Annotated in this window: 22 protein-coding genes and 1 pseudogene; 7 read left to right on the top strand and 16 right to left on the bottom strand. The window is 66.1% G+C overall.

Annotated features, from left to right (window positions below):
* Complete coding sequence (locus tag SLQ31_RS28180) at positions 1 to 771, top strand: NAD(P)-dependent oxidoreductase (RefSeq protein ID WP_319437477.1); 771 nt, start codon at positions 1 to 3, stop codon at positions 769 to 771.
* Between the two features lie 17 nt (positions 772 to 788).
* Here the strand turns inward: SLQ31_RS28180 and SLQ31_RS28175 are convergent, their stop codons facing one another.
* Genes SLQ31_RS28175 through iolC form a run of 10 tightly spaced genes read right to left on the bottom strand, consistent with a single transcriptional unit; the run spans position 789 to position 11,377 of the window.
* Positions 789 to 1,487: a dienelactone hydrolase family protein gene (locus tag SLQ31_RS28175; RefSeq protein WP_319437476.1), complete on the bottom strand. Its 699-nt coding sequence runs from the start codon at positions 1,485 to 1,487 to the stop codon at positions 789 to 791.
* A gap of 25 nt (positions 1,488 to 1,512) precedes the next feature.
* Positions 1,513 to 2,355, bottom strand: a complete 843-nt coding sequence (locus SLQ31_RS28170; RefSeq protein ID WP_319437475.1) for a sugar phosphate isomerase/epimerase family protein — start codon at positions 2,353 to 2,355, stop codon at positions 1,513 to 1,515.
* Between the two features lie 2 nt (positions 2,356 to 2,357).
* Positions 2,358 to 3,848: a CoA-acylating methylmalonate-semialdehyde dehydrogenase gene (locus SLQ31_RS28165; RefSeq protein ID WP_319437474.1), complete on the bottom strand. Its 1,491-nt coding sequence runs from the start codon at positions 3,846 to 3,848 to the stop codon at positions 2,358 to 2,360.
* Positions 3,849 to 3,856: 8 nt separating this feature from the next.
* Positions 3,857 to 4,732: a sugar phosphate isomerase/epimerase family protein gene (locus tag SLQ31_RS28160; protein WP_319437473.1), complete on the bottom strand. Its 876-nt coding sequence runs from the start codon at positions 4,730 to 4,732 to the stop codon at positions 3,857 to 3,859.
* Position 4,733: 1 nt separating this feature from the next.
* Positions 4,734 to 5,753 (bottom strand): Gfo/Idh/MocA family oxidoreductase, encoded by a 1,020-nt coding sequence (locus SLQ31_RS28155; protein ID WP_319437472.1) that lies wholly within the window; start codon positions 5,751 to 5,753, stop codon positions 4,734 to 4,736.
* A gap of 18 nt (positions 5,754 to 5,771) precedes the next feature.
* Positions 5,772 to 6,674 (bottom strand): sugar phosphate isomerase/epimerase, encoded by a 903-nt coding sequence (locus tag SLQ31_RS28150; RefSeq protein ID WP_319437471.1) that lies wholly within the window; start codon positions 6,672 to 6,674, stop codon positions 5,772 to 5,774.
* Between the two features lie 29 nt (positions 6,675 to 6,703).
* Positions 6,704 to 8,653: a 3D-(3,5/4)-trihydroxycyclohexane-1,2-dione acylhydrolase (decyclizing) gene (iolD, locus tag SLQ31_RS28145; RefSeq protein WP_319437470.1), complete on the bottom strand. Its 1,950-nt coding sequence runs from the start codon at positions 8,651 to 8,653 to the stop codon at positions 6,704 to 6,706.
* A gap of 2 nt (positions 8,654 to 8,655) precedes the next feature.
* On the bottom strand, positions 8,656 to 9,531 hold the full coding sequence (gene iolB / locus SLQ31_RS28140; protein ID WP_319437469.1) for a 5-deoxy-glucuronate isomerase: 876 nt from the start codon (positions 9,529 to 9,531) through the stop codon (positions 8,656 to 8,658).
* A gap of 3 nt (positions 9,532 to 9,534) precedes the next feature.
* On the bottom strand, positions 9,535 to 10,413 hold the full coding sequence (locus tag SLQ31_RS28135) for an aldolase (RefSeq protein WP_319437468.1): 879 nt from the start codon (positions 10,411 to 10,413) through the stop codon (positions 9,535 to 9,537).
* The gene (gene iolC, locus SLQ31_RS28130) at positions 10,406 to 11,377 is read right to left on the bottom strand and encodes a 5-dehydro-2-deoxygluconokinase (protein WP_319437467.1); all 972 of its coding nucleotides are present in this window, start codon (positions 11,375 to 11,377) and stop codon (positions 10,406 to 10,408) included. Before iolC ends, SLQ31_RS28135 begins: the two co-directional genes overlap by 8 nt.
* Before the next feature lie 153 nt (positions 11,378 to 11,530).
* Here iolC and SLQ31_RS28125 point away from each other — a divergent pair, with 153 nt between their 5' ends.
* Positions 11,531 to 12,262, top strand: coding sequence for a GntR family transcriptional regulator (locus tag SLQ31_RS28125; RefSeq protein ID WP_319437494.1), 732 nt, complete (start codon positions 11,531 to 11,533; stop codon positions 12,260 to 12,262).
* On the opposite strand, the pseudogene SLQ31_RS28120 reads toward SLQ31_RS28125, so the two are convergent.
* Positions 12,232 to 13,043, bottom strand: a pseudogene (locus tag SLQ31_RS28120) (TIM barrel protein). The gene SLQ31_RS28125 and the pseudogene SLQ31_RS28120 overlap by 31 nt on opposite strands.
* 123 nt (positions 13,044 to 13,166) lie before the next feature.
* On the opposite strand from SLQ31_RS28120, the gene SLQ31_RS28115 reads away from it, so the two are divergent.
* From SLQ31_RS28115 to SLQ31_RS28105, 3 genes are read left to right on the top strand one after another with little or no spacing between them, the layout of a single operon-like run.
* Positions 13,167 to 14,153 (top strand): substrate-binding domain-containing protein, encoded by a 987-nt coding sequence (locus SLQ31_RS28115; RefSeq protein WP_319437466.1) that lies wholly within the window; start codon positions 13,167 to 13,169, stop codon positions 14,151 to 14,153.
* Positions 14,154 to 14,170: 17 nt separating this feature from the next.
* Positions 14,171 to 15,229: an ABC transporter permease gene (locus SLQ31_RS28110; protein WP_319437465.1), complete on the top strand. Its 1,059-nt coding sequence runs from the start codon at positions 14,171 to 14,173 to the stop codon at positions 15,227 to 15,229.
* Between the two features lie 19 nt (positions 15,230 to 15,248).
* Positions 15,249 to 16,055 (top strand): ATP-binding cassette domain-containing protein, encoded by an 807-nt coding sequence (locus SLQ31_RS28105; RefSeq protein WP_413643198.1) that lies wholly within the window; start codon positions 15,249 to 15,251, stop codon positions 16,053 to 16,055.
* Between the two features lie 10 nt (positions 16,056 to 16,065).
* Here SLQ31_RS28105 and SLQ31_RS28100 read toward each other — a convergent pair whose 3' ends face one another.
* The 5 genes from SLQ31_RS28100 to SLQ31_RS28080 are packed head-to-tail and all read right to left on the bottom strand — an operon-like array spanning position 16,066 to position 20,628.
* Entirely contained in the window at positions 16,066 to 16,572 is a 507-nt protein-coding gene (locus tag SLQ31_RS28100; RefSeq protein ID WP_319437463.1) for a nitroreductase/quinone reductase family protein, read from the bottom strand.
* A gap of 42 nt (positions 16,573 to 16,614) precedes the next feature.
* Positions 16,615 to 17,592, bottom strand: a complete 978-nt coding sequence (locus SLQ31_RS28095) for a Gfo/Idh/MocA family oxidoreductase (RefSeq protein ID WP_319437462.1) — start codon at positions 17,590 to 17,592, stop codon at positions 16,615 to 16,617.
* Positions 17,589 to 18,467, bottom strand: coding sequence for a sugar phosphate isomerase/epimerase (locus SLQ31_RS28090; RefSeq protein WP_319437461.1), 879 nt, complete (start codon positions 18,465 to 18,467; stop codon positions 17,589 to 17,591). The genes SLQ31_RS28095 and SLQ31_RS28090 overlap by 4 nt, the downstream gene beginning before the upstream one ends.
* Positions 18,464 to 19,471, bottom strand: a complete 1,008-nt coding sequence (locus SLQ31_RS28085) for a Gfo/Idh/MocA family oxidoreductase (RefSeq protein WP_319437460.1) — start codon at positions 19,469 to 19,471, stop codon at positions 18,464 to 18,466. Before SLQ31_RS28085 ends, SLQ31_RS28090 begins: the two co-directional genes overlap by 4 nt.
* Positions 19,468 to 20,628: a phytanoyl-CoA dioxygenase family protein gene (locus SLQ31_RS28080; protein WP_319437459.1), complete on the bottom strand. Its 1,161-nt coding sequence runs from the start codon at positions 20,626 to 20,628 to the stop codon at positions 19,468 to 19,470. Before SLQ31_RS28080 ends, SLQ31_RS28085 begins: the two co-directional genes overlap by 4 nt.
* 81 nt (positions 20,629 to 20,709) lie before the next feature.
* Between SLQ31_RS28080 and SLQ31_RS28075 the strand changes: the two genes are divergently transcribed.
* Positions 20,710 to 21,714, top strand: a complete 1,005-nt coding sequence (locus SLQ31_RS28075) for a LacI family DNA-binding transcriptional regulator (RefSeq protein WP_319437458.1) — start codon at positions 20,710 to 20,712, stop codon at positions 21,712 to 21,714.
* Positions 21,715 to 21,805: 91 nt separating this feature from the next.
* Complete coding sequence (locus tag SLQ31_RS28070) at positions 21,806 to 22,651, top strand: PfkB family carbohydrate kinase (RefSeq protein ID WP_319437457.1); 846 nt, start codon at positions 21,806 to 21,808, stop codon at positions 22,649 to 22,651.
* The last annotated feature ends 156 nt before the right edge of the window (positions 22,652 to 22,807 follow it).

Below are 22,807 nucleotides of genomic sequence, written 5' to 3'. Positions count from 1 at the left end.
GTGTCGTGCACCGTGGTCGTCACCGGAGCGGCCGGCAACCTCGGACGCCGGCTGGTTCCGCATCTCGAGGCCCGCGGCCACCGTGTCCGCCCCGTCGACCGCGTAGCGTCCGACGATCCTGGAGCCATCGTGGCGGAGTTGTCGGTGCCAGGCGCGTGGCGCGACGTGTTCGCCGGGGCGAGGACCCTGGTTCACCTCGCCGGCAATGGCATGTCGAGCGCCTCATGGACGGATCTCGTCGCCGACAATGTCGATACGCTGCTCCTCGTCTTGGACGCCGCGGCAGCCCACGGTGTGCGCCGGGTCGTCTTCGCGAGTTCGGTCTGGGCAAACCGCGGCCGTTGGCCGTCCCCAGGGCCGATCGCCGCCGGTGCCGCGGATCCCGGCGACAATGCCTATGGGATGACCAAGGCGCTGGGAGAGCGGGCCGTCGCGGCGTTCGTCGCGACGACCGGGGGCGTCGGAATCGCCGTGCGAATTGGCGGCCGGCCGCCGGGAGACCAGCGACCGATTCGTCTCGATGATTGGGAAGACGCTTGTTGGCTGGGCCCGACGGACTTCGTCAACGGCATCACGCGTGCCGTCGAGGGCGAAGTCGACGGTTTCCGGGTCGTGAATCTGGTGTCGGACAACCCATCTCGCCGCTGGAGTTTGGACGAAGCTCGAGAGATCCTCGGTTACGTCCCGGAGCAGCACTACGACCCGCGGCCGCGACCGCCTTCCCCGTCGAAACTGCGGTTGTTCGCGCGTCGGTTCGCGAAACACCTATGAGGTCTGGAGAGTCGAAGTCACCGAAGATGCTCACCGAAGAACGCCAGGATCCGTTGCCAGGCGTCCTCGGCCTCGGGTTCTGAGTAGGCCAGTCCCGCCACACGTTCGATGACCTTCAACGGACCCGGGGTGGGGAACTCGTTCATGAAGGAATGCCCGACGTTCGGGTATTCCTTGATATCGCGGGCCACGCCGCCCGCGGCGAGGATGTCGTCCAACTTGGCGGCCGTCGCCTTGATCATCCGGTCCTTGGCGCCGTAGCTGGCGACGGTCGGGCACGAGTTCGCAATCTTGGAAACGTCTTTGGGCCAGTCGCCATAGTTCGGGGCGGAGGCGTCGAACGCGCCACTTGGCCCGAGCACCAGGCAGAAGCCGCCGCCCATGCAGAACCCGACGATGCCGACCTTTCCGGTGCACTGGGGATCGGCAACCAGGTGATCGCGCGCGGCGATCAGATCGTCGACGGCGGTCCCTTCGCCGTTGCGGAACGCCTGCAATGTGCGGACCACGCAGAGCAGCCGATTGCCTCGGTGGTACAGCGCCGGTGCCAGCGCGAGGTAGCCGTTGTCGGCGAAGCGGTCGGTGATGCGTTTGGCGTCGCGCGACAGGCCCATGGCGTCGTGCACGATGACGACGCCGGGGCACGGCCCTGCCCCGGCCGGCCTGGCCTGATACGCCGGGAGCGGGCCTGCGGGGGCGGGGAAGCTGGTCTCCATAGACGCATCCTGGCACCCGATGCCGTCAGAGCAGAGCGCGGGTGGTCTCGGCGGCCAGCTTCAGGCCTTCGCGTGGCGGGAGTTTGCGGTAAGTGCGCGACAGGATCTCGATACCCCACGGACCGTCGAAACCCTTGTCTCGTAGCACCGCGATCAAACCGGGGAGGTCGAAACAGCCCTCGCCGCAGAACAACCGACGTTGCAACGTGTCCTCGAACAGCTCACCGATCACCTCCGGCGCGGCGTCATTGAGCTCCACTCCGAAGATCATTGCCGGGGCTAGCGCCTCGGCGAGCTCGTCCATTGATGTGCCGGCCCGGAAGACGTGCCAGGCGTCGATCAGCAATCCGACCCCGGAATGTCCAGCCGCGGTCACCAGTTCGGCGCCCATCGGCACCGTCGTGATGATAGAGAACGGCATCGTCTCGATGGCGATCTTGGTGCCGTGGTCAGCGGCCTGGTCGGCGAGTTGTCGCAACGGGGCGATCAGCACACCGATATCGGTTGTGCGCGGGCCCAATTCGGAGCCGATTTTGATGAATTTCGGCTCCAACCCATCGGCCGCCTCAAAGAGCACGTCACGCGCGTCGTAGGTGTGCCCGGGCTGGCCGCGTGGGATCCACCATCGTTCGATCAGCTCGATTTCGACGTGGGTGAGGCCATTGTCGTCAATCAACTTTCGCAGCTCATCGAAACCGATGGTGTCGCGAATGGCCACCAGGTCGTCGACCACCAAACCCATCCCGCTGTAGCCGGCCTCGGCAACCGCCGCGACCCGCTCCTCAATCGGGACGGGGCTGGTCTGCGGTTGCCGCAGCGGCGAGGTGTTGCCGGCACTGGTCCATGCCGTCGCGACAAGGTGAGGCATGGTCAGTTGGTCGGGAAGCCGAGGTTGATGCCGCCGTGGCTGGGGTCGAGCCAGCGGCTGGTGATGGCCTTCTGTCGGGTGAAGAACTGCACACCGTCCATCCCGTGGGCGTGGCTGTCACCGAACAGCGAGGCCTTCCAGCCGCCGAAGCTGTAGTAGGCCATCGGGACTGGGATCGGCACGTTGATGCCGATCATGCCGACCTGAACCTCGTTCTGGAAACGGCGTGCCGCACCGCCGTCGTTGGTGAAGATCGCAGTGCCGTTGCCATACGGGTTGCTGTTGATCAGCGCAAGAGCGTCGTCGTAGGTTTCGACGCGGACGATCGCCAGGACGGGGCCGAAGATCTCGTCGGTGTAGACGCTCATCTCCGGGGTGACGTTGTCCAGCAAGGTCGGGCCGAGCCAGAAGCCGTCGGCTTCACCGTTGGGCATGACCTGCCTGCCGTCGACGACGACCTTGGCTCCGTCGGCTTCTCCGGCGTCGATATAGGACGCCACCTTGTCGCGGTGTGCCTTGGTGACCAGCGGGCCCATGTCCGAATCCTTGGTGCCGTCACCGATTTTCAGCGGCGTCGTGCGCTCGGCGATCTTGGCGACGAGGTCGTCGGCGATCGGGCCGACGGCCACCGCCGCGCTGATCGCCATGCAGCGTTCACCCGCTGAGCCGAACCCGGCGTTGACCATCGCATCGGCGGCCAGGTCCAGGTCGGCGTCGGGCAGGATCACGGCGTGGTTCTTGGCGCCGCCGAGGGCCTGCACGCGCTTGTCGTGTGCGGTGCCGGTGGCGTAGACGTACTTGGCGATCGGGGTGGACCCGACGAAGCTGACCGAGGCGACCTTCGGGTTGGTCAGCAGTTCGTCGACCGCGGTCTTGTCGCCCTGCAGCACATTGAAGACGCCCGCGGGCAGGCCCGCTTCCTTCCACAGCTCAGCCAGCCAGAGCGCAGCCGACGGATCCTTCTCCGAGGGCTTGAGCACCACGGTGTTGCCGGTGGCAATCGCGATGGGGAAGAACCACATCGGCACCATGGCCGGGAAGTTGAACGGGCTGATGATGCCGACGACGCCCAGTGGTTGGCGGATCGAGTACACGTCGACCTTGGTCGAGGCGTTCTCGGTATATCCGCCCTTGAGCAGATGCGGAATGCCACAGGCGAATTCGACGACCTCTTGGCCGCGGCTGACCTCGCCGAGCGCGTCGGAGACGACCTTGCCGTGTTCGCTGGTGATGATCTCGGCCAGCTCGCCCTTGCGCTCGTTGAGCAGCTCGCGAAAGTTGAACAGCACCGCGGTGCGCTTGGCCAATGAGGTGTCGCGCCATTCCGGGAACGCCGCGGCTGCGGCGTCGATGACCTTCTGCGCGTCAGTGACATTGGCCAGGGCGACCTCGCCGGTCACCGCTCCGGTGGCCGGGTTGGTGACGGGAGCGGTGGCGCCGCTGGTGCCCGCGAACGTTGCGTTGTTGAGCCAGTGGGTGATGGTCTTGGTCATGGTGTCTCTCACTTCGTGTATTTCGTGACGTAGTCGGTCATCGTCGCCAGCTGGTAGCGCGAAACCTCTTGGGCGTTCTCGTCTTCGGCGAACACCGAGGACACCATGACGGTGTCGGGCCGGTCGTAGAAGTCGATTTCGGCGAGGCCGCCGAAGAATTCGTCCCAGTTGATGTCGCCGTCGCCGATCTTGAGGTGCTGATGCACGCGGACCGGATTGCCGGGCGGGTTGGTGATATAGCGCAGACCGTGGCTGCGGTGGTGGTCCATGGTGTCGGCGACATGCACCAGTCGCAGCTTGTTGCCGGCCGCGCGCATGATGTCGAGCATCTCGCCGCCCATATGGAAGGCATGGCATGCGACGAACACCATGCCGATGTTGGGGGAGTTGACTCCGCGGATGATGCGCACCGCCTCCATGCCGTCCTCGACGAAATCGTCGGGGTGCGGGTCGATCCGGACGTCCAGACCCTCGCGTTCGATGATCGGCAGCAGCTCCTCCATGGATCGGAAGAACGACCGCTCGGATTCCTCGGCCCGCTCGGGACGTCCGGAGAACTCGGTGTTGATCACGTTCACCCCGAGGTCGACAGTGATCTGGATGACGCGCTTCCAGTTGCGCACGGCGGCCTCCCGGGCATCCTCGTCCGGCGCCGACCAGCGCAGCACCGGCAGCACCGAGGCGATCCCGACGCCCGCGTCACCGCAGGCCTTACGGAACTTGGCCACCAGCTCGTCATCGGCGCGCGGGTGGTTGAAGAACGGGATGAAATCCCGGTGCGGCGTCAGCTGCAGGTACTCGTAGCCCAGATCGGCCACCAGCCGCGGGAATTCGAGCAGTTCGTAGTCGTGGTGGAACGGGGTGGGATCCAGCGCAATTTTCATGTCAGGCGCCGGGGATGGAGTCGCGAGAGACCATCTTGACCTCGACCGGCAGGCCGCTGTTCAGCGACTGCACTCCGGCCTCGCATACCGCTGCGGCGGCGTACCCGTCCCATGCGGTGGGGCCGTCGACGTTGGCACCGGAGCGGACCGCGTCCACCCAGCGCGCGAATTCGGTGTCGTAGGCCTGTCCGAAGCGCTCACGGAAGCCGGGCGTGATCTGCCCGCCCCACATGCCGGGCGCGGCTTTGCGGACCAGTCCGACGTCGAGACCGATCATCGCGCTGCCCTTCTCGGCGACCAGTTCGGTGCGCACCTCGTAGGCGACGCCGGTCGTGACGAACAGCTCGACATCGACGTGTTTACCGGACGCGGTCCGCATGATGGCGATCTGCGGATCCGCGATGCCTTCCGGCGCACCGGGATTGGCGGACGGCTTGATGATCTGGATCGAGACGATCTCCTCGTCGAACAGGAACCGGGTGACGTCGACCTCGTGCACCAGGGAGTCCCTGACGATCATCGAACTGTCGAAGGTCGGGGGCACGGCAGGATTGCGATGTGCGCAATGCAGCACCAGCGCGCGGCCCAGCTCTCCGCTGTCCAGCAGTGCTTTGAGTTGGGCGTACTCGTGGTCGAAGCGGCGCATGAAACCGACCTGAATAAGCCGCTTTCCGAGTTCGGCCTCGCGGCGCACGACCTCGAGCGAGGTCTCCACATCGGTGGTCAACGGCTTCTCGCACAGCACCGGCTTGCCGTGCTCGAGGCACGCCAAGAGTTGCTTCTCGTGGGTAGGACCCGGTGTGGCCAGCACCACGGCATCGACTTGCGCGTCAGCGATCGCATCGAGGGGGTCGGCGATGGCACGGCAGCCGGGAATGGTCGTGGCGAGTTGATCGGCTTTCTCGGTGAGATAGTCGTTGACGACGGCCACCCGGGCACCGGAGATCTTCGACGTCAGTCGGGCGACGTGGTCGGCGCCCATGATGCCGACACCGAGAACGGCGACACGAAGGTCAGACATGGTTCTCAATCTCCTGATCTAGAAGCGGACAGCGGGGACGCCGCAGGATCCGAGGTAATTGCGGGTGCGGGTGGCAATCGGCAGGGGGGCATCGACCTCGCAGGGGTACATGTCCTGCTCGACGATCGCGAACACGTCGATGCCGAGCTTCTCGATCTCGGCGAGAAGCGATGGCATATCCGGGATGCCGCACGGCGGCTCGGTCATCGCACCGAGTTTCACGGCCTCGCCGAACGGCAGATCCTCGGCCTCGACCTTCGCCCGAACCTCCGGGTCGACCTGCTTGAGGTGCAGGTACCCGATGCGCTCGGGGGCACGGCGGATGATCGCGATGTTATCGCCACCGCAGTAGGAGATGTGCCCGGTGTCCAGGCACAGGTTGACGAACTCGCCGTCGGTGCCGTCGAGGAACCGGTAGACGTTCTCCTCAGTGTCGACGTGGCTGTCGGCATGCGGGTGATACTGCGCACGCACCCCGTACTGCTCGAACATCGCCTTGCCCAGTTCGTTCATGCCCTGGGTCTTCTTGCGCCACTGCTCAGGTGTCAGGGTGCGGTCTTCCAGCACCGCACCGGAGGACGGGTCCCGCCACATCTCGGGGATGACCACGACATGCTTACCGCCAACGGCGGCAGTCAGTTTGGCGACGTCTTCGATCTGTTTCCAGACCGCATCCCACGATTCGTCTTGATGCAGGTGCTCGAACACCGTCCCTGCCGACAGCTGGAGATTGCGGGCCGCGAGCTCGTCGGCGAGCAGTTTCGGGTCAGTCGGCAGGTAGCCGAAGGGGCCCAGCTCGATCCACTGGTACCCGGAGGCGGCGACCTCGTCGAGGAAGCGGGTGTAGGGCGTCTGCTGCGGATCGTCGGGGAACCACACGCCCCACGAGTCGGGGGCGGAGCCGACGAGAATAGTGCTCACGATGGGGCGTCCTCACGGTGCTGTTCTATTTAGGTGTCTGACGGATTGATCAGGGGGCGTTGGACTTTCTTCCACTCCGCATACCGTTGGTAGGCGGTTTGGGTGGAGTCCAGGCTGGAGACCTCGCTGACTGGCACGTCCCACCACGACTGGCTGTCCGGCGCGAAGATCAACGGATCGGTCTCTACGTGAATGACCGTGGTGCGGTCGGCGGCCTTGGCGGCCTTGACTGCGTCGGCGAACTCGGCTGCCGTCGTCACCTTGATGACGTCGGCGCCCAGGCTGGCTGCATTGGCGGCCAGGTCGACAGGCAGCTTGTCACCGTCGAGCCGGCCGTCGTCGCTGCGGTACCGGTAAGAGGTGCCGAACCGCTGCGACCCCAGCGACTCGGAAAGGCCACCGATAGAGGCGAATCCGTGGTTTTGCACCAGAACCGGGATGACCTTGATGCCCTCCTGGACGGCGGTCACCAGCTCGGTGGCCATCATCAGATAGGAGCCGTCGCCGACCATGATGAACACGTCGCGATCGGGGTCGGCCATCCGCACCCCGATACCGCCGGCGATCTCGTAACCCATGCACGAGTAGCCGTACTCGACGTGGTAGCCCTTCCGGTCGCGGGTGCGCCACAACTTGTGCAGGTCGCCTGGCATCGAACCTGCGGCGCACACCACGACGTCACGCGGCTCCGAGAGCGTGTTGACCAGTCCGATGACTTGATTCTGGTTGAGCTGCGCACCATCCTCGCATCTGTATACCGAAGACACGGCCTCGTCCCAGTCCCGGGCGAGTTCGGTGATCCGGGACCGGTATTCGTCGCCGACGGTGTAGCCGCCCAGCGCGGCCGTGAGTGCCTCGATGGCCTCCCGGGCATCGGCGACGACGCTGACACCACCTTGTTTGACGGAGTCCAGCGACGCCACGTTGATGTTGACGAACCGCACGTGCGGGTTGTTGAACGCAGTCCGCGACGCCGTGGTGAAATCGCTGTAGCGGGTGCCGATCCCGATGATCACATCGGCGTCGGCGGCCAGTGTGTTGGCGGCGGTGGTCCCCGTAGAGCCAACAGCACCGACTGATTGCGGATGGTCGAAGCGCAGCGAACCCTTGCCGGCCTGACTTTCCGCGACCGGAATACCGGTCTGCTCGCAGAGCGCGGCCAATGCGTCTTCAGCCTCGGAGTAGTGCACACCGCCACCGGCAATGATCAGGGGTTGCCTTGCCGCGGCGATGATCTCGGCCGCGCGGGTGATCACCGAACGCTCCGGCAACGGCCGGGCGACGTGCCAGGTGCGTTCGGCGAACAGCGATTCGGGCCAGTCGTGGGCCTGCGCCTGGACGTCCTGGGGGATCGACACCGTTGCCGCACCGGTTTCGACGGGGTCGGTCAACACCCGCATGGCACCGAGCAGTGCGGCGGGCAGCTGCTCGGGCCGCCATACCCGGTCGAAGTAGCGGGACAGCGGTTTGAACGCATCGTTCACGGTCACATCGCCGGACGACGGCAGCTCGAGTTCCTGCAGCACGGGGGAGCTCACCCGGGTGGCGAACGTGTCGGCGGGCAGCAGGAGCACTGGAAGCCGGTTGATGGTCGCCAGCGCGGCGCCGGTCAGCATGTTGGTGGCACCGGGTCCGACGCTGGCGGTGACAGCCCAGGCCTCGAGTCGATCCTTCTGGCGGGCATAGGCAACGGCAGTGTGCACCATGGCCTGCTCGTTGCGGCCGAGCACGTACTTCAGTCCGGGTTCGCGACCGGCGTCCAAGGATTCAATTTCGTCTTGCAGCAAGGCCTGACCGAGCCCGGCGACATTGCCATGGCCGAAGATGCCGAAGCACCCGGCGAAGAACTTGCTGCGCAGTCCATCGCGCTCGACGTACTGGTTGGCGAGGAACCGAATGGTGGCCTGGGCCACCGTGAGTCGCACGGTGGCTTCGGTATCGGCGAGCTTCTCGCCTCCCTTGGGCGCGGTGGATACCACGGTCAGGCTCCTTGGCTGGACGGGCTGCCCATCGGCAGCCGCGGGTCGATCTCCTGGTGCTCCCAGCTGCCGCGCAGCCAGGTGTGGTTGGGGTCGTCGCAGATCAGCCAGGCCCGGTTCGGGCCGGAACCGGCCATGACGTTGAGGTAGTACATGTGGTGGCCGGGCGCCGCGATCGACGGTCCGTGGTAGCCGTGCGGAACCAGCACCACGTCACCGGAGCGGACCTCTTCGAGCACCTCGATCGGGCGCTGCGGCGAGCCGTACACCCGGTGATAGCCGAACCCTGGGGTGCCGGCCGGGCTGTCGGCGATCTCGAAGTAGTAGATCTCCTCCAGCTGGGTTTCGACGTCAGTGTTCTCCTCGTGCTTGTGCGCGGGGTAGCTCGACCAGTTGCCGCCAGGGGTGATCACCTCGCAGGCGATCAGCGAGTCGGCCTCGAATGTGGTTGCGGTGCCGAAGTTGTGGACCTGGCGGCTGCAGTTGCCAGCGCCGCGCAGTTCGACGGCAACATCGGCGGCCGCGACCCGGCGGTTCGGGAACGACCGTGTGGCGCGAGCGCCGCAGATGGCGAACCGACCCTCGCCGGCGATGACGTACTCCTGGTCGATGCCGAGGTACACCATGTCGGCGGGACCGTCGAACACCGAAGAGCGGTGGGCCAGTTCGAACGACTGCTCGCCGGCGTCGATCCTGCCGCCCCCGACCAGCGGCAGGATCATCACCTCGGTATCGCGGGTGTGTAATTCGGCCGTCTGCGAGTCGTCCAGTTCCAAGACCTGCAGCGATGATTCGGCCCAGCCGGCCGATTCGGGGGTGACGTCGACCGTCAACGGCAGCTCGGCGCTACGAGCCGCGATGTAGTACTTGCTGTGCATCAGCTATCTCACCATCGACACGGCGGTCGCGACTGCGGAACTCACGTCCTCGTCGGCCGGGTAGAGCAGGGTGCGCCCTACGATCAGACCCCGAACCGACGGCAGCGCGAGCGCCTTTTCCCAACTGGCGAAGGCTTCGTCGGGATCGGTGGGGTCACCGCCGAGCAGCAACGTGGGGAGTGTGGTGGAGTCCATCACCCGGTCCATTTCGGGGACCACCGGCAGCTTCATCCAGGTGTAGGCCGATGTCGAACCCAGCCCCTGGCTGATGTGAATGGACTTGATCACCGCATCGGGACTGAGGTCGTTGCGGACCTTGCCGTCGACGCGGGACGACATGAACGGCTCGACCATCGCGATCAGACCATGCGCGGCCAGCTCGTCGACAGCTTGCGCGCACGCCGCCATCGTCGCCACCGTGCCGGGATCGTCGAGCGCGATGCGGCACAACATCTTTCCGCCGTTCATCTTCGCCGCGGCAGTCGATGCCGCGGTGGCGCCCGTCATCCGGTCGTCGAATTCGAACTCCGCACCGGCCAGGCCGCCGCGGTTGAACGACGAGAACACCACCTTGTCCTCGAGCGCGCCGAGCAGCAGCAGGTCATCGAGGATGTCGGACGTGGCCAGCACGCCATCGACCCCGGGGTCGGCCAGCGCGGTGCGCAGCCGGTCGAGCAGGTCGGTGCGGCTGTTCATCGCGGTGGGTCGCGAGCCGACGGCCAGTGCGCCCCGGGCGGGGTGGTCGGCCGCGACGATCATCAGTCGCCCGTTGCCGCGCACGACGGGCCGGGTGGCGCGGATCTGCCACGCCCGCGCGATCGCGGCTGGGTCGGCCACCCGCAGCTCGGTGATATCGGCATAGTCCTTGCAGGGGCTAGACATTGACGGCCTCCACGGCGATTTGCTCGGCCAGCGCCGCAACCTCATCGGCCGTCGGCATCGCCGTCGAACACTCCAGCCGCGAGGCGACGATCGCACCGGCGGCGTTGGCGTAACGCAACGTCTTCTCCAGCGGCCACCCGTGCAGCAAGCCGTGGCACAGGCTGCCGCCGAAGCTGTCGCCGGCACCCAGGCCGTTGATAACGTCGACGTCGACCGGCGACACCGTCACCGACGCGCTTCGGGTCTTGCCCAGCACGCCCCGCGGGCCCTGTTTGACGATCGCCAACTGCACACCCAGATCGAGCAGCGCATCGGCGGCCTTGTGCGGGTTGGTCTCGCCGACGGCGATCTCGCACTCTTCCCGGTTACCGACCGCGATGGTGACATGGGCCAATGCGCGCTGAACCTGTTCGGAGGCGGCGGCGGGGGACTCCCAGAACATCGGGCGATAGTCGAGGTCCAGAACCGTGAGCGGCTGCCGTGCGCGAGTCGCCCAAGCGGCGAAATGTGCGCTCCGGCTTGGCTCTTCGGACAGTCCGGTGACTGTCGACCAATACAGGCGTGCATCGCGGATTGCGTCGAGATCGAGTTCGCCGGCGTCGATTTGCAGATCCGGCGCACTGGGCTTGCGGTAGAAGTACAGCGGGAAGTCGTCGGGCGGGAAGATCTCGCAGAACGTCACCGGCGTCGGGTACTCCGCGTGGATGTTGACGTAGCGGTTGTCCACGTTCAGACGCGCCAGCTCGGCTCGCACGTACCGGCCGAACGGGTCGGCGCCGACGCCGGAGATCAGCGCGGTGTGGTTGCCGAGGCGGGCAGCGGCGACTGCGACGTTGGCCGCGCTGCCGCCGAGGAACTTGCCGAAGGACTCCACGTGCTCCAGGCCCACACCGACCTGGAGTGGGTAGATGTCGACGCCACTGCGCCCGATGGCGAGTACGTCGAAGGGTGGGGTAGTAGTCACGTCAGCTCTCTTCAGGGCTCGGTGGGGACTTGCTACGACTGTGCCTCCCGCCACAGCCGTCTGTCAATAGTTTGTCCTGACATTCTATCTTTTATACAGTCGGTGTTAGACTTCAGCTACTGTTGGGATTTCGGGTTCGAGATCGGAGTCGATGTGCCGTTGACGGTTGAACTGGACAGGTCAAGCCCTGTTCCCCTCTACTACCAGCTCTCCCAGGCGATCGAGGCCTCGATCCGCAGTGGCGAACTTGCGCCCGGCGATCGATTCGAAAATGAGCTGGCACTGGCCAAGCGACTCACGCTTTCGCGGCCCACCACGCGGCGGGCGATCCAGGAACTCGTCGACAAGGGACTGCTGGTCCGCAAGCGCGGTGTGGGGACTCAGGTCGTCCAGAACCCGGTGCACCGACGGGTCGAACTGACCAGCTTGTTCGACGATCTGGCCCGGGCCGGTCAGGAACCGACCACCCAGCTGCTGGAGTACCACGTCGGCCCGCCGAGCGAGGACATCGCCCGCGAGCTCAGCCTGGCCGAAGGCCGTGAGGTCGCCTGCATCAAGCGCCTGCGGCGTGCCAGTGGCGAGCCGCTGGCCTTGATGATCAACTACCTTCCGGTCGAGATCGCACCGGACGCTGAGGAACTCGAGAAAAACGGCCTCTATCAGTCGCTGCGGGCGCGGGGAGTGCACATCCGGCTGGCCAGCCAGCGCATCGGCGCCAAAGCCGCCAGTCGCAGCGAAGCGCGACTGCTCGACGAGAAGCCGGGTGCGCCGCTGCTGACCATGGACCGCACCGCGTTCGACGATTCCGGGCGGGCGGTCGAGTTCGGCACCCATTGCTATCGCGCCTCGCGGTACTACTTCGACACCACGCTCGTCGACCGCTGACGCGGGTTCAGGAGAACGCGGCGCGGAACGCCGCCAACGCGGCTCCGCTGTCGCCGGCTGCCCACGCCTCCAGGCCGATTGGCCCGGCATAGCCCATCTCGCGCAATGCCTTTGCGATTGCCGGGTAGTGAATCTCTCCCGTGCCGGGCTCGCAGCGCCCCGGCACGTCGGCCACCTGGATCTCACCGATCGCCGGGCCGCACCGGCGGACCAGCTCGACAAGATTCCCTTCGCCGATCTGCGCGTGGTAGAGGTCGAGCATCATCTTGACGTTCGGATGGCCCACCCCCTCGATGAGTGCCAGGGTGTCCTTGGCGCGGGCCAGCGGGACTCCGGGGTGGTCGACGATCGTGTTCAGGTTTTCCACGCAGAACGTGACGCCGGCGGCCGCGCCGAGTTCGCCGATCCGCTCCAGCGCGCGTTGCGCCGTCAGCCACATCTGTCCGGTGGCCCGCTGCCTGGGCCGCGCAGCCTGACCGTCGACCAGTTCGGCGGTGTGCAGGTTCAGCCGTGGGACACCCAGTGTCTCAGCGGCTTTGATGCTCAGCTCGGCGGTCCGCACCACTTCGTCGGCGCTCAGCGGATCGATCAGGTCGCCCTGTAGGTAGCCCGTCATCGACGAGAATCGGGCGCCGGTGGCGGCCAGCGCTGCCAGGTCCTTGTCGTGCCAGCTCCAGATCTCCACCGCGAAGCCCAGCTCGTCGATGCGCCGGACCCGCTCGAGAAGTGGTAGCTCGCGGAACACCATTTCGGCGCAGATCGCCAGCTCGAAGTCACTCATGTCAGCACCCTAACATTTGACCTGCAGTCCTAATGTCCGAACAAAGTATTGACTTTCCGCTGTGAGCCGTATTACATCGAGGTATCAGCGTGTTGTACGCGACGTGGAGGACAAGGAGTCGTTATGAGGTTCAATCGGCTAGCGGCCCTGGCAGGAGCGGGTGCCCTCGTCATCGGGCTGGCTGCTTGTTCGGCCACCGGTGGAAAGCCCCGGGACTCCGGCGGCGGTTCCGGCGGCGGCACCGTCGACACGCCACGGATGACGATCGCGATGATCACCCACGAGGCGCCCGGTGACTCGTTCTGGGATCTGGTCCGCAAGGGCGCGGAAACCGCCGCCAAGAAAGACAACATCGAGCTGCGCTACTCCAGCGATCCCGAGGCGCCCAACCAGGCCAACCTGGTCCAGAGCGCGATCGACAGCGGTGTCAAAGGCATCGCTGTGACGCTGGCCAAGCCGGACGCCATGAAGGCCGCTGTGCAAAGCGCCGATTCCAAGGGCATCCCCGTTGTCGCCTTCAACGCCGGCCTCGACGCCTGGCAGGCGATGGGGGTCAAAGAGTACTTCGGACAGGACGGGTATATCGCTGGTCAGGAGGCGGGTAAGCGGCTGCAGACCGATGGCGCCAAGAAGGTCGTGTGCGTCATCCAGGAACAGGGTCACGTGGACCTCGAAGCGCGGTGCGCTGGTGTGAAGAACACCTTCCCGGCGACGGAAATCCTCAACGTCAACGGCAAGGACATGCCGTCGGTCGAGTCGACGATCACCGCCAAGCTCCAACAGGATCCGGCCGTCGACTCTGTTCTGACGCTTGGTGCGCCGTTCGCGCTGACCGCCGTCCAATCGGTCAAGAACGCGGCCAGCAACGCCAAAGTCGCCACCTTCGATACCAACGCGGCGCTGGTCGACGCGATCCAGAAGGGCGACGTGCAATGGGCCGTCGACCAGCAGCCGTTCCTTCAGGGCTACCTGGCCGTCGACTCGCTGTGGCTCTACCTCAGCAACAAGAACGTCATCGGCGGTAACCAGCCGACGCTGACGGGCCCGTCCTTCATCGACAAGTCCAACATCGACGCCGTGGCCGAATTGGCCAAGGGCGGAACCCGATAGCGATCCTGGGGAAACACATGACTACGCAAGCTGATCTCGAGGTCGCCGACCACAAAATCGTTCGCGACGAACGCGTCAAGGAACGGAACCGGCTGCAACGCCTGCTGATTCGGCCCGAGATGGGCGCAGGCATCGGTGCTATCGGAATCTTCGTCCTCTTCCTGATCGTCGCTGATCCCTTCCGGCAGGCCTCGTCGCTGGCCACCGTTCTCTACGCCAGTTCCACCATCGGGATCATGGCGTGCGGGGTGGCCGTGTTGATGATCGGCGGCGAGTTCGACTTGTCCACGGGTGTCGCCGTGACGTTCAGTTCGCTGGCCGCCTCGATGCTGGCCTACAACCTGCACCTCAACCTGTGGGCGGCCGCCGGCCTGGCGCTGATCCTGGCGCTGACCGTCGGCTTCTTCAACGGCTACCTGGTGATGAAGACCAAGATTCCGTCATTCCTCATCACGCTGAGTACATTCTTCATGCTCGCCGGCATCAATCTCGCGGTGACCAAACTGGTTTCGGGGCAGGTCGCCACGCAGAGCGTGAACGACATGCAGGGCTGGGATTCGGCGCAGAAGGTGTTCGCCTCGTCGTTCACCCTGTTCGGTGTGAGTATCCGCATCACCGTCGTGTGGTGGCTGGTGTTTACCGCGGTGGCCACCTGGGTGCTGTTCAAGACCAAGATCGGTAACTGGATTTTCGCGGTCGGCGGTGACGCGGAGAGCGCCCGCGCGGTCGGCGTGCCGGTGACCAAGGTCAAGATCGGGCTGTTCATGTTCGTCGGATTCTGCGCCTGGTTCGTGGGCATGCATCTGCTGTTCTCGTTCAACACAGTTCAGTCCGGCCAGGGCATCGGCAATGAGTTCTTCTACATCATCGCCGCGGTCATCGGTGGTTGCCTGCTGACCGGTGGTTACGGCACCGCCATCGGGGCCGCCATCGGTGCGTTCATCTTCGGCATGACCAACCAGGGCATCGTCTACGCGGGCTGGAACCCCGACTGGTTCAAGTTCTTCCTGGGCGCGATGCTGCTGTTCGCGGTCATCGCCAACAACGCCTTCCGCAACTACGCCGCCAAGAGGTGAAAGAGAAGTGACCGCAACCATGGACCGTCCCACAGAAGAAGCTCCCTCCGGCGGCAAGGTGCCGCTCGTCGAGCTGAAGGACGTCGGCAAGAGCTACGGCAATATCACTGCGCTCAAAGGTATCTCGCTGCGGGTGCACGCCGGCGAGGTGACCGGCATCCTCGGGGACAACGGTGCGGGCAAGTCGACGTTGATCAAGATCATCGCCGGGTTGCACCCACAAACCGAGGGCGAGTTACTCGTCGATGGCGAGCCGACGAAGTTCGGTTCGCCCGCCGACGCGCTCGGCAAGGGGATCGCCACGGTGTATCAGAACCTCGCTGTCGTCCCCTTGATGCCGGTGTGGCGAAACTTCTTCCTGGGCCAGGAGATCCGCAAGAAGGGCTTTCCCTGGTCGCTGGACGCCAACGCGATGCGGGCCACCACCCTCACCGAGTTGTCGAAGATGGGCATCGATCTTCCCGACGTCGACGTGCCGATTGGCTCGTTGTCCGGCGGTCAGCGCCAGTGTGTGGCGATTGCCCGTGCGGTGTTCTTCGGCGCGCGGGTGCTGATCCTCGATGAGCCGACGGCCGCTCTCGGTGTCAAGCAGTCCGGTGTGGTGCTCAAATACATCACCGCGGCCAAAGAGGCCGGTTTCGGCGTCGTGTTCATCACCCACAATCCGCACCACGCGCACATGGTCGGCGATCACTTCGTGCTGCTCAACCGCGGCCGCCAGAAGCTGGACTGCGCCTACGACGACATCACGTTGGAGCACTTGACCCAGCAGATGGCCGGCGGTGACGAGCTCGAGGCGCTCTCCCACGAGCTGGGCCGCGGATAAGAGGTAAGCCCTACCGGGGCGTCAGCGCGAACAGCCGCAGTTCCCGGTCGGTGCGGGTGCGATACGACTGGTACATCGGGTAGGCCAGAAAGCGCTGTAAGCCTGGTTCTCCCTCGGCACCCGACAGCAGTGTGGCGGTCACTGGGATTTCGATCCCGTTGATCGCCACGACGGCGTTCGGGTCGGCGATCAAGTTCAGGCTCCAGGCCGGGTGATGCTGCTCGCCGAAGTTGCTACCGAGGATCAGCAGCCGGTCGCCGTCGCGTAGATAGCTCAGCGCCGACACCCGCGGCTGGCCCGACTTGCGGCCCGTCGTGGTGAGGAGCAATTCCGGCATCGAGGTCGGGCCGAACAACGTGTATTTGCCTTTGGTCGCCCGTAGCACGCGGCGATCGAGGGGGACGAGCGTCTTGATGACCCGCGAACCAAGTGCCGTTGATGCGAACGCGTAGATGGGTTTGAACAGCGGCGAGATGTCTTCTTTGCCCCAATGGCCGTCGGGGAAGGACGCTGGCATGTCTGCCATGGTGCCTGATGGCGGCCCGATGCAGGGCCCGATTCAGCGCGGCGACATACCCGCAGCGCGGTAGGCGGCATCCACGTACTGCATGTTCTGCACCGCGTCCTCGACGCCGATCGGCAGCGGCGCGCCCTGAAGCACGTGTGCGGCGAACGCCTCGAGTTGGTAGGTGTACGACGGGCGCGTGCCCAGGTGCTCCACCCGCGTCCCGCCCGGCGTGCGGATCGTCAGCCTGTCGTCGGCGTTGGGCTTGATGAAGTCGTGGACCAGGGCGTCACCTTTGGTGCCGACGACTTTGATGGTGAACGAATAATCTTCTGCGGTCATGGAGTTGGTGTTCAGACCCGTAGCGCCGGACGGGAAACTCAGCTCGACGTCGCACCATTCGTCGATGCCCGGGCTGCGCTGCGACGCATGTGCGGCGGTGATCGCGGGCCGGCCCAGCCCGCGCGCACCCAGCTGCCGCATGACGTGCAGGCCGTAGCACCCGAGATCCATCAGTGCCCCGCCGGCCAGATCCAGCGACCAACGTGGGTCGGTGGCATCGGGTGCCGGCATCGCCAGCCGTACCTCGACATGGTGGATCTCGCCGAGCTCACCGCCGGTGGCGCGCTCGAAGACCCGCTGGGTGACCGGATGGAACACGTAGTGGAAGCCCTCCAGCACGCTGACCCCGGCGCCTTCGGCGGCGTCGGCGACAGCTCGCGCCTCGGTGTGGTTGCGCGCGAACGGCTTTTCGGTCAGCACCGGCTTACCGGCCTTGATCGCCGCGAGATTCCACGGCGCATGCAGTGCATTGGCCAGCGGGTTGTAGACAACGTCGACCTCCGGGTCGTCGATCACATCGGCATAGCCGGTGGCGACCCGTTCGACCCCGTACGCATCGGCGAAATCCTTGGCCCGCTGGGGATCTCGGGCAGCCACGACGACCAGCCGATGCCCAAGCTCGCGGGCCGGGCCGACGATGGCCTGCTCGGCGATTCGGGACGCTCCGAGCACACCAATCCGCAGGCTCATGCCGATACGCCGCCAACGACACGCTGGAGGTAGGCCACGCTGGCTAGCACGTCGCGCATCGGCCCCTGGCCCTGCGGCTCGCGGTCGAGGATGGTGTCCTGCTCGAGCACGAACCAGCCGTCGAAGCCGTTGTCCAGCAATACCGCAACGATGCCGGCGATGTCGACGTCGCCGGTGCCCAGCGGGGTGTACATACCCTGGGCTACCGCCTCGGTGTAGGTGAGCTCGCCGGACTGCACACATGCGGCCAGCGTCGCGTCCACGTCCTTGAGGTGGGTGTGAGCGATGCGGTCCGGTACGGCCTTCGCCAGCTCCAGTGGATCCGTGCCGCCGATCAGCAGGTGACCGGTGTCCAGGCACAGCGGGATCGACGACCCGGCGAGCACCTTGTCGACATCGTCTTTGGTCTCGACGACCGTGCCGACGTGCGGGTGCAGCACCGCGAGCAGACCCCGTTCGGCGGCGATCCCCGCCAGCCGGTCCAGGTTGGCGAACAGCGTCGACCACTGGCCGTCGTCGAGGACGGGACGTGAGTCGTACCCGTCGGATCCCGTCGCTGCGGCAAGCACCACCACACCGGCGCCTGCGGCGACCAACGATTCGAGTGGCCCGGCCAAGTCGTCGGCGGGATCGTGGTCGTCCTTGAACAACACGACCGGGACGAAACCGCCGACACACTCCAGATCCTTATCGCGCAGAACCGCTTTCAGCTTGTCGGTGTCGGACGGCAGGAAGCCTTCTGGTCCGAGTTCGGTGGCGGTCAACCCCGCGCCGCGCATCTCGGTCAGCACCCGGTCGGGCTGCAACTGGTAGCCCCAGCCGGGTACCTCACACACGCCCCACGAAATCGGGGCGCCGGCGATCTTGACGGTCACTGTCCCTTCACTTCCTCGATCAGAACCGGCACGCGCCGGCGCAGTGATTCGGTGGCCGCCTCGGCGATCCAGGCCACCTCGACCGCGTCGGCCACAGTCGCTCCCAGGATGGCGTTCCCCTTGGTCACCTCAACGAAGGCGGCCAACTCGGTGCGGAACGCCTCGGTGAACCGGTCCATGAAGAAGTGGTGGGCGGGGCCTTCGGGGAAAGTGTTGTGCGGATCGGTGTTTCGGACCGGTGCGCCCTGATCCCAGCCCGCCGCGACGCTGTCGTCGAAGCCGTGGATCTCGAGGCGGCAGTCGTAGCCGCGGGCGTTGTAGCGGGCGTTGGAGACCACACCGAGGGCGCCGCCGTCGAATCTCACGATGACGGCAGCGGTGTCGACGTCGCGGTATTCGCTGAACAGCGGATCGCCCTGGACGGTGCCGGTGGCGTACACCTCGACGGCGCGCTGCCCGGTGATCCAGTTGATGATGTCGAAATCGTGTACGGCGCAGTCGCGAAAGATGCCGCCCGAACCCTTGATGTAGTCCATCGGCGGGGGAGCGGGATCCATGGTGGTGCTGCGCACTGTGTGCAGGTTGCCGAGCGAACCGTCGTCCACAGCGCGCTTGGCCGCGGCGAAGGCGGCGTCGAAGCGACGCTGGTAACCCACCTGCACGGGCACGCCCGAGGCGAGGATCGCCTCGGCCACCCTGGCGCTTTCGGCGGCGGTCGACGCGATGGGCTTCTCGCAGAACGTGGGCAGCCCCTTGGCAACGGCGGCCAGGGTGAGTTCGGCGTGCGCCGGTGTTGCGGCCGCGACCACTACTCCGTCGATGCCCGAATTCAGCAGCTCCTCAACCGAATTCACCGGTTTGGCGCCGAATTTCGCCGCGACCGCGGTGACGACATCGGCGCGTTCGTCGGTGATGACCAGACCGTCGACGCCGGCGAGGTTGCTCAGCGTTTCGGTGTGGAAGGCTCCGATTCGGCCGAGGCCGATGATGCCGAGTGTGGTCATGGGATTCTCCGTTCGTTCTGGTCGCGCAGGGCTGCGTCGAGGGCATCGGGGGTGAGATCGTCGGCCAGGGCGGCGAGCACCACGTCGACCTGGCTGGGCGGGACCAGGCTTCCGATCGGCTGATCCAGGTCGAGATTGGTGGGGAAGGGATACCCCTCGGCGGTGGCCACCACCGCGTTGAGCAGTTCTGCCGCCGGGCGGCCTGCGGCCTTCATGGCCCGCAAGGCCGGGTACACCGCGCGCACCATCGCGGTGCGGTCGAGGACTTCCATCGCGCGGCCGAACGGCGAGGAGATCTGCAGCAGGTTGGCCATCCGCCGCACGTCGGCAGAAGTATTGGATCCCGCGCCGTGATAGAGCGCGGGGTTGAAGAACACCGCGTCGCCCTTCTTCAGCGGGATCTGCACCTGGTGGCCGGCGAAGTAGTCGATGAACTCCGGCCGGTTGAACGCCACGTACCCGCCCTCGAAGAGCTGCGAATACGGCAGCAGCATGGTCGGCCCGCTCTCGAGCGGCATGTCGGTGTGTGCGACCGCGCCCTGCAAGGTCAGCGCCGGCGACATCCGGTGCACGTGCGCGGGGTACTCGGTGAGCTGTCCGGGTGCGACGAAGCCGAGGTGGTAGTCGCGGTGCGGAACCTGAGCGGCCCCACCGGGATTGACGACATTCACCTGTGAGGTGACCTGATAGCGCGGGCCAAGCCAGGCCTGGCACACCAACGCCAGCAGGTCGTTGGCGTAGTAGTCGGCGTGGACCGCGGGGGAGTGCAACGCGAGTTTCTGGGCGGCATTCCACACCCGGTCGTTGGCGCCCGCGGCGCCGAAGTGGTCACCGGCCGCAGCGCCCGCCTGCCGCTGGGCGGCGATCAGCGCACCGAACGCCACGCTGGCCTCATCGACGACGGCGGCGGGAAACGCACCGGTGAACACCACGACGCCGGGACCGTCGGCCAGCGCCGTGATCAGCTCGGCCTGCAGCGCCCGCCGATCGGCGCTCACCATCTCGGCGGCGGAGTAGACCAGCACGTTCTGCCGCACCTCGGCGGCATGCGGGTACGCATCGAGGTTGGTGTCCCGCTCGGTGAGCGTTCGCAGCTCGTCGAGCTGAAATGCCAACTCGTTCAACCACGGTTCCACCCGTGCGCGCACTTCGACCATGCGGCAAGTCTTGCTGTGATCCAGCCCGCAATCAACACCAGAAAGCCATCAAAAACCCATCAGCAAGATAGGGTGCAGCCCATGGCGCACCGATTCAAGGTCCGCGAGATCGCCCAGCAATCCGGACTGTCCGAGGCCACCGTCGACCGCGTCCTCAACGATCGGCCGGGCGTGCGGGAGGCCACCCGCGCCGAGGTGACCCGGGCGATCGAGGACCTGGAAAAGCAGCGAGCCCAACTGCGGCTCAATGGGCGTCGCTATCTGTTCGACGTGGTGATGCAGACGCCGCAGCGGTTCTCCGACACCTTCCGCGCCGCCGTCGAAGCGGAGTTACCCGCGTTCGCGCCGGCCATGCTGCGTGCGCGCTTCCACCTGTGGGAGTCCGGGTCGACGGAGCAGACGGTGGAGACGCTCGCGCGGATCAAGGGCAGCCACGGCGTGGTGCTCAAGGGTCAGGACGATCCCGAGGTGGCCGAGGCCGTCGACCGGTTGGTGGCGTCGGGTGTTCCCGTGGTGACCTACGCGACCGACATTCCGTCCAGCGCACGCTGCGCCTACGTCGGCATCGACAACCACGGTGCCGGCGTCACCGCGGCGTACCTGATGGATCAATGGCTGGGTGAGGCGCCCGCTGACGTGCTGATCACGTTGAGCCGCACGGTTTTTCGCGGAGAAGCTGAGCGGGAGGTCGGTTTCCGGACCGCGTTGCGCAAGTCCGGGCGCGGCATCGTCGAGGTCAGCGGCAGCGACGGTATCGACGCCACCAACCAGCGTCTGGTGCTCGACGCCCTCGATCGGCATCCGGAGGTGGAGGCTGTCTATTCGGTCGGTGGCGGCAACACCGCGACCGTCGCGGCGTTCGACCGGATCGGTCGCCGCTGCCGGGTGTTTGTTGCCCACGACCTGGACGCCGACAACCGGCGGCTGCTGCGGGAGGGCCGGATCTCGGTGGTGCTGCACAACGACCTACGTGCCGACGCGCGCCTCGCCATGCGGCTGATCCTGCAGCAGCAGGGGGCGCTGCCCAGCGAGCCCGCGCGCCCCGTCCCGATCCAGGTGATCACTCCGTACAACCTGCCCGGCTGAACTCGACGAGTCGTTGATTCGAGGAATTCCCGACTACCATCGCGCGCCGACGGCGACGATGAATGCGCCACCATTGACGAGGAGACATTTCGTGCCAGAACAGCGCGCCGAGCTCGTGGCCGGCGTGACCGTGCTGGGCAACCTGGCCATCGACGTGATCAACGGCGGCCCGAGGACCCCCGGCGGCTGCGCGTCCTTCTCCGGTGTGGCCATGGCGGCCGCCGGCGCACCGGGCGGCATCGTCGCGCTGGCCGCAGCGGACGACCGGCCCCTTTTCGACCCGCTGCTGGAGCGATTCGGGTCGATGATCCGGATCCTGACGGCGGACCGCACGAGCTCGTTCCGGCTGGACTACGAGGATCTCGATCATCGCCACATGTCGGTGGAGGCCATCGGTCCGGTGTGGGGCTCGGCGGAGATCGACGCCGCCGACCCCGACACGACGTGGGTGCACCTCGCGCCGCTGCTGCGCACCGACTTTCCCGCCAAGACCCTGGCGCTGCTGGCGCAGCGGGGCCACCGGGTCGCCTATGACGGTCAGGGCCTGGTGCGCGCCGACCGGCTCGGACCGCTGGTCGTGGACCGCCACTACCCGCCGGAGTTGCTGGCCCACCTCAGCATCCTGAAGCTGGCCGAGGACGAGGCCGTCATCGTCGCCGACGGGCCCTTCGACGAAACGACCGCCGCGCGCCTCGGTGTGCCCGAGATCCTGGTGACCTACGGGTCCGAGGGATGCGACATCTATACCGGTGACAGCTGCGTGCGAGTGCCTGCGGCCTGGCGGGTGGAGGGCGTGCAGACCACCGGGGCCGGCGACATGTTCACCACCTGTTATGTGGCCAATCGTGCGGCGGGCGCCGACCCTCGCGCCGCGGCGAAAGAGGCCAGTGAACTCGTCGCCGGCGAACTCGAGAAACGCCACGCGGCGCGCGGGTAACTGAGAGCTACCAGCGAGTAGTTCTTCTCTTAGAGAACGCCGTTCTCGAAAAGTGACGAACGACACACTTTTGTCTCATCTGGCCGTGCCCCGTGTCTGTGAGCTGTGACTTCCGCGCAGGCCGGGCGGCGTGTCAACGTGCGGCCGTGGTCTGGC

The organism is Mycobacterium sp. RTGN5, assembly GCF_033804465.1.
Lineage (GTDB): Bacteria > Actinomycetota > Actinomycetes > Mycobacteriales > Mycobacteriaceae > Mycobacterium.
This window is presented reverse-complemented; position numbering and strand designations above follow the sequence as displayed.

Coding starts and splice junctions, on each gene's coding strand:
- SLQ31_RS28170 (WP_319437475.1), bottom strand. CDS start 2,355: ATGCCTCACCTTGTCGCGACGGCATGGACCAGTGCCGGCAACACCTCG.
- SLQ31_RS28105 (WP_413643198.1), top strand. CDS start 15,249: ATGGACCGTCCCACAGAAGAAGCTCCCTCCGGCGGCAAGGTGCCGCTC.
- SLQ31_RS28175 (WP_319437476.1), bottom strand. CDS start 1,487: ATGGAGACCAGCTTCCCCGCCCCCGCAGGCCCGCTCCCGGCGTATCAG.
- SLQ31_RS28160 (WP_319437473.1), bottom strand. CDS start 4,732: ATGAAAATTGCGCTGGATCCCACCCCGTTCCACCACGACTACGAACTG.
- SLQ31_RS28080 (WP_319437459.1), bottom strand. CDS start 20,628: ATGGTCGAAGTGCGCGCACGGGTGGAACCGTGGTTGAACGAGTTGGCA.
- SLQ31_RS28135 (WP_319437468.1), bottom strand. CDS start 10,413: ATGTCTAGCCCCTGCAAGGACTATGCCGATATCACCGAGCTGCGGGTG.
- iolB (WP_319437469.1), bottom strand. CDS start 9,531: ATGCACAGCAAGTACTACATCGCGGCTCGTAGCGCCGAGCTGCCGTTG.
- SLQ31_RS28085 (WP_319437460.1), bottom strand. CDS start 19,471: ATGACCACACTCGGCATCATCGGCCTCGGCCGAATCGGAGCCTTCCAC.
- SLQ31_RS28075 (WP_319437458.1), top strand. CDS start 20,710: ATGGCGCACCGATTCAAGGTCCGCGAGATCGCCCAGCAATCCGGACTG.
- SLQ31_RS28095 (WP_319437462.1), bottom strand. CDS start 17,592: ATGAGCCTGCGGATTGGTGTGCTCGGAGCGTCCCGAATCGCCGAGCAG.
- SLQ31_RS28165 (WP_319437474.1), bottom strand. CDS start 3,848: ATGACCAAGACCATCACCCACTGGCTCAACAACGCAACGTTCGCGGGC.
- SLQ31_RS28115 (WP_319437466.1), top strand. CDS start 13,167: ATGAGGTTCAATCGGCTAGCGGCCCTGGCAGGAGCGGGTGCCCTCGTC.
- SLQ31_RS28100 (WP_319437463.1), bottom strand. CDS start 16,572: ATGCCAGCGTCCTTCCCCGACGGCCATTGGGGCAAAGAAGACATCTCG.
- SLQ31_RS28110 (WP_319437465.1), top strand. CDS start 14,171: ATGACTACGCAAGCTGATCTCGAGGTCGCCGACCACAAAATCGTTCGC.
- SLQ31_RS28155 (WP_319437472.1), bottom strand. CDS start 5,753: ATGTCTGACCTTCGTGTCGCCGTTCTCGGTGTCGGCATCATGGGCGCC.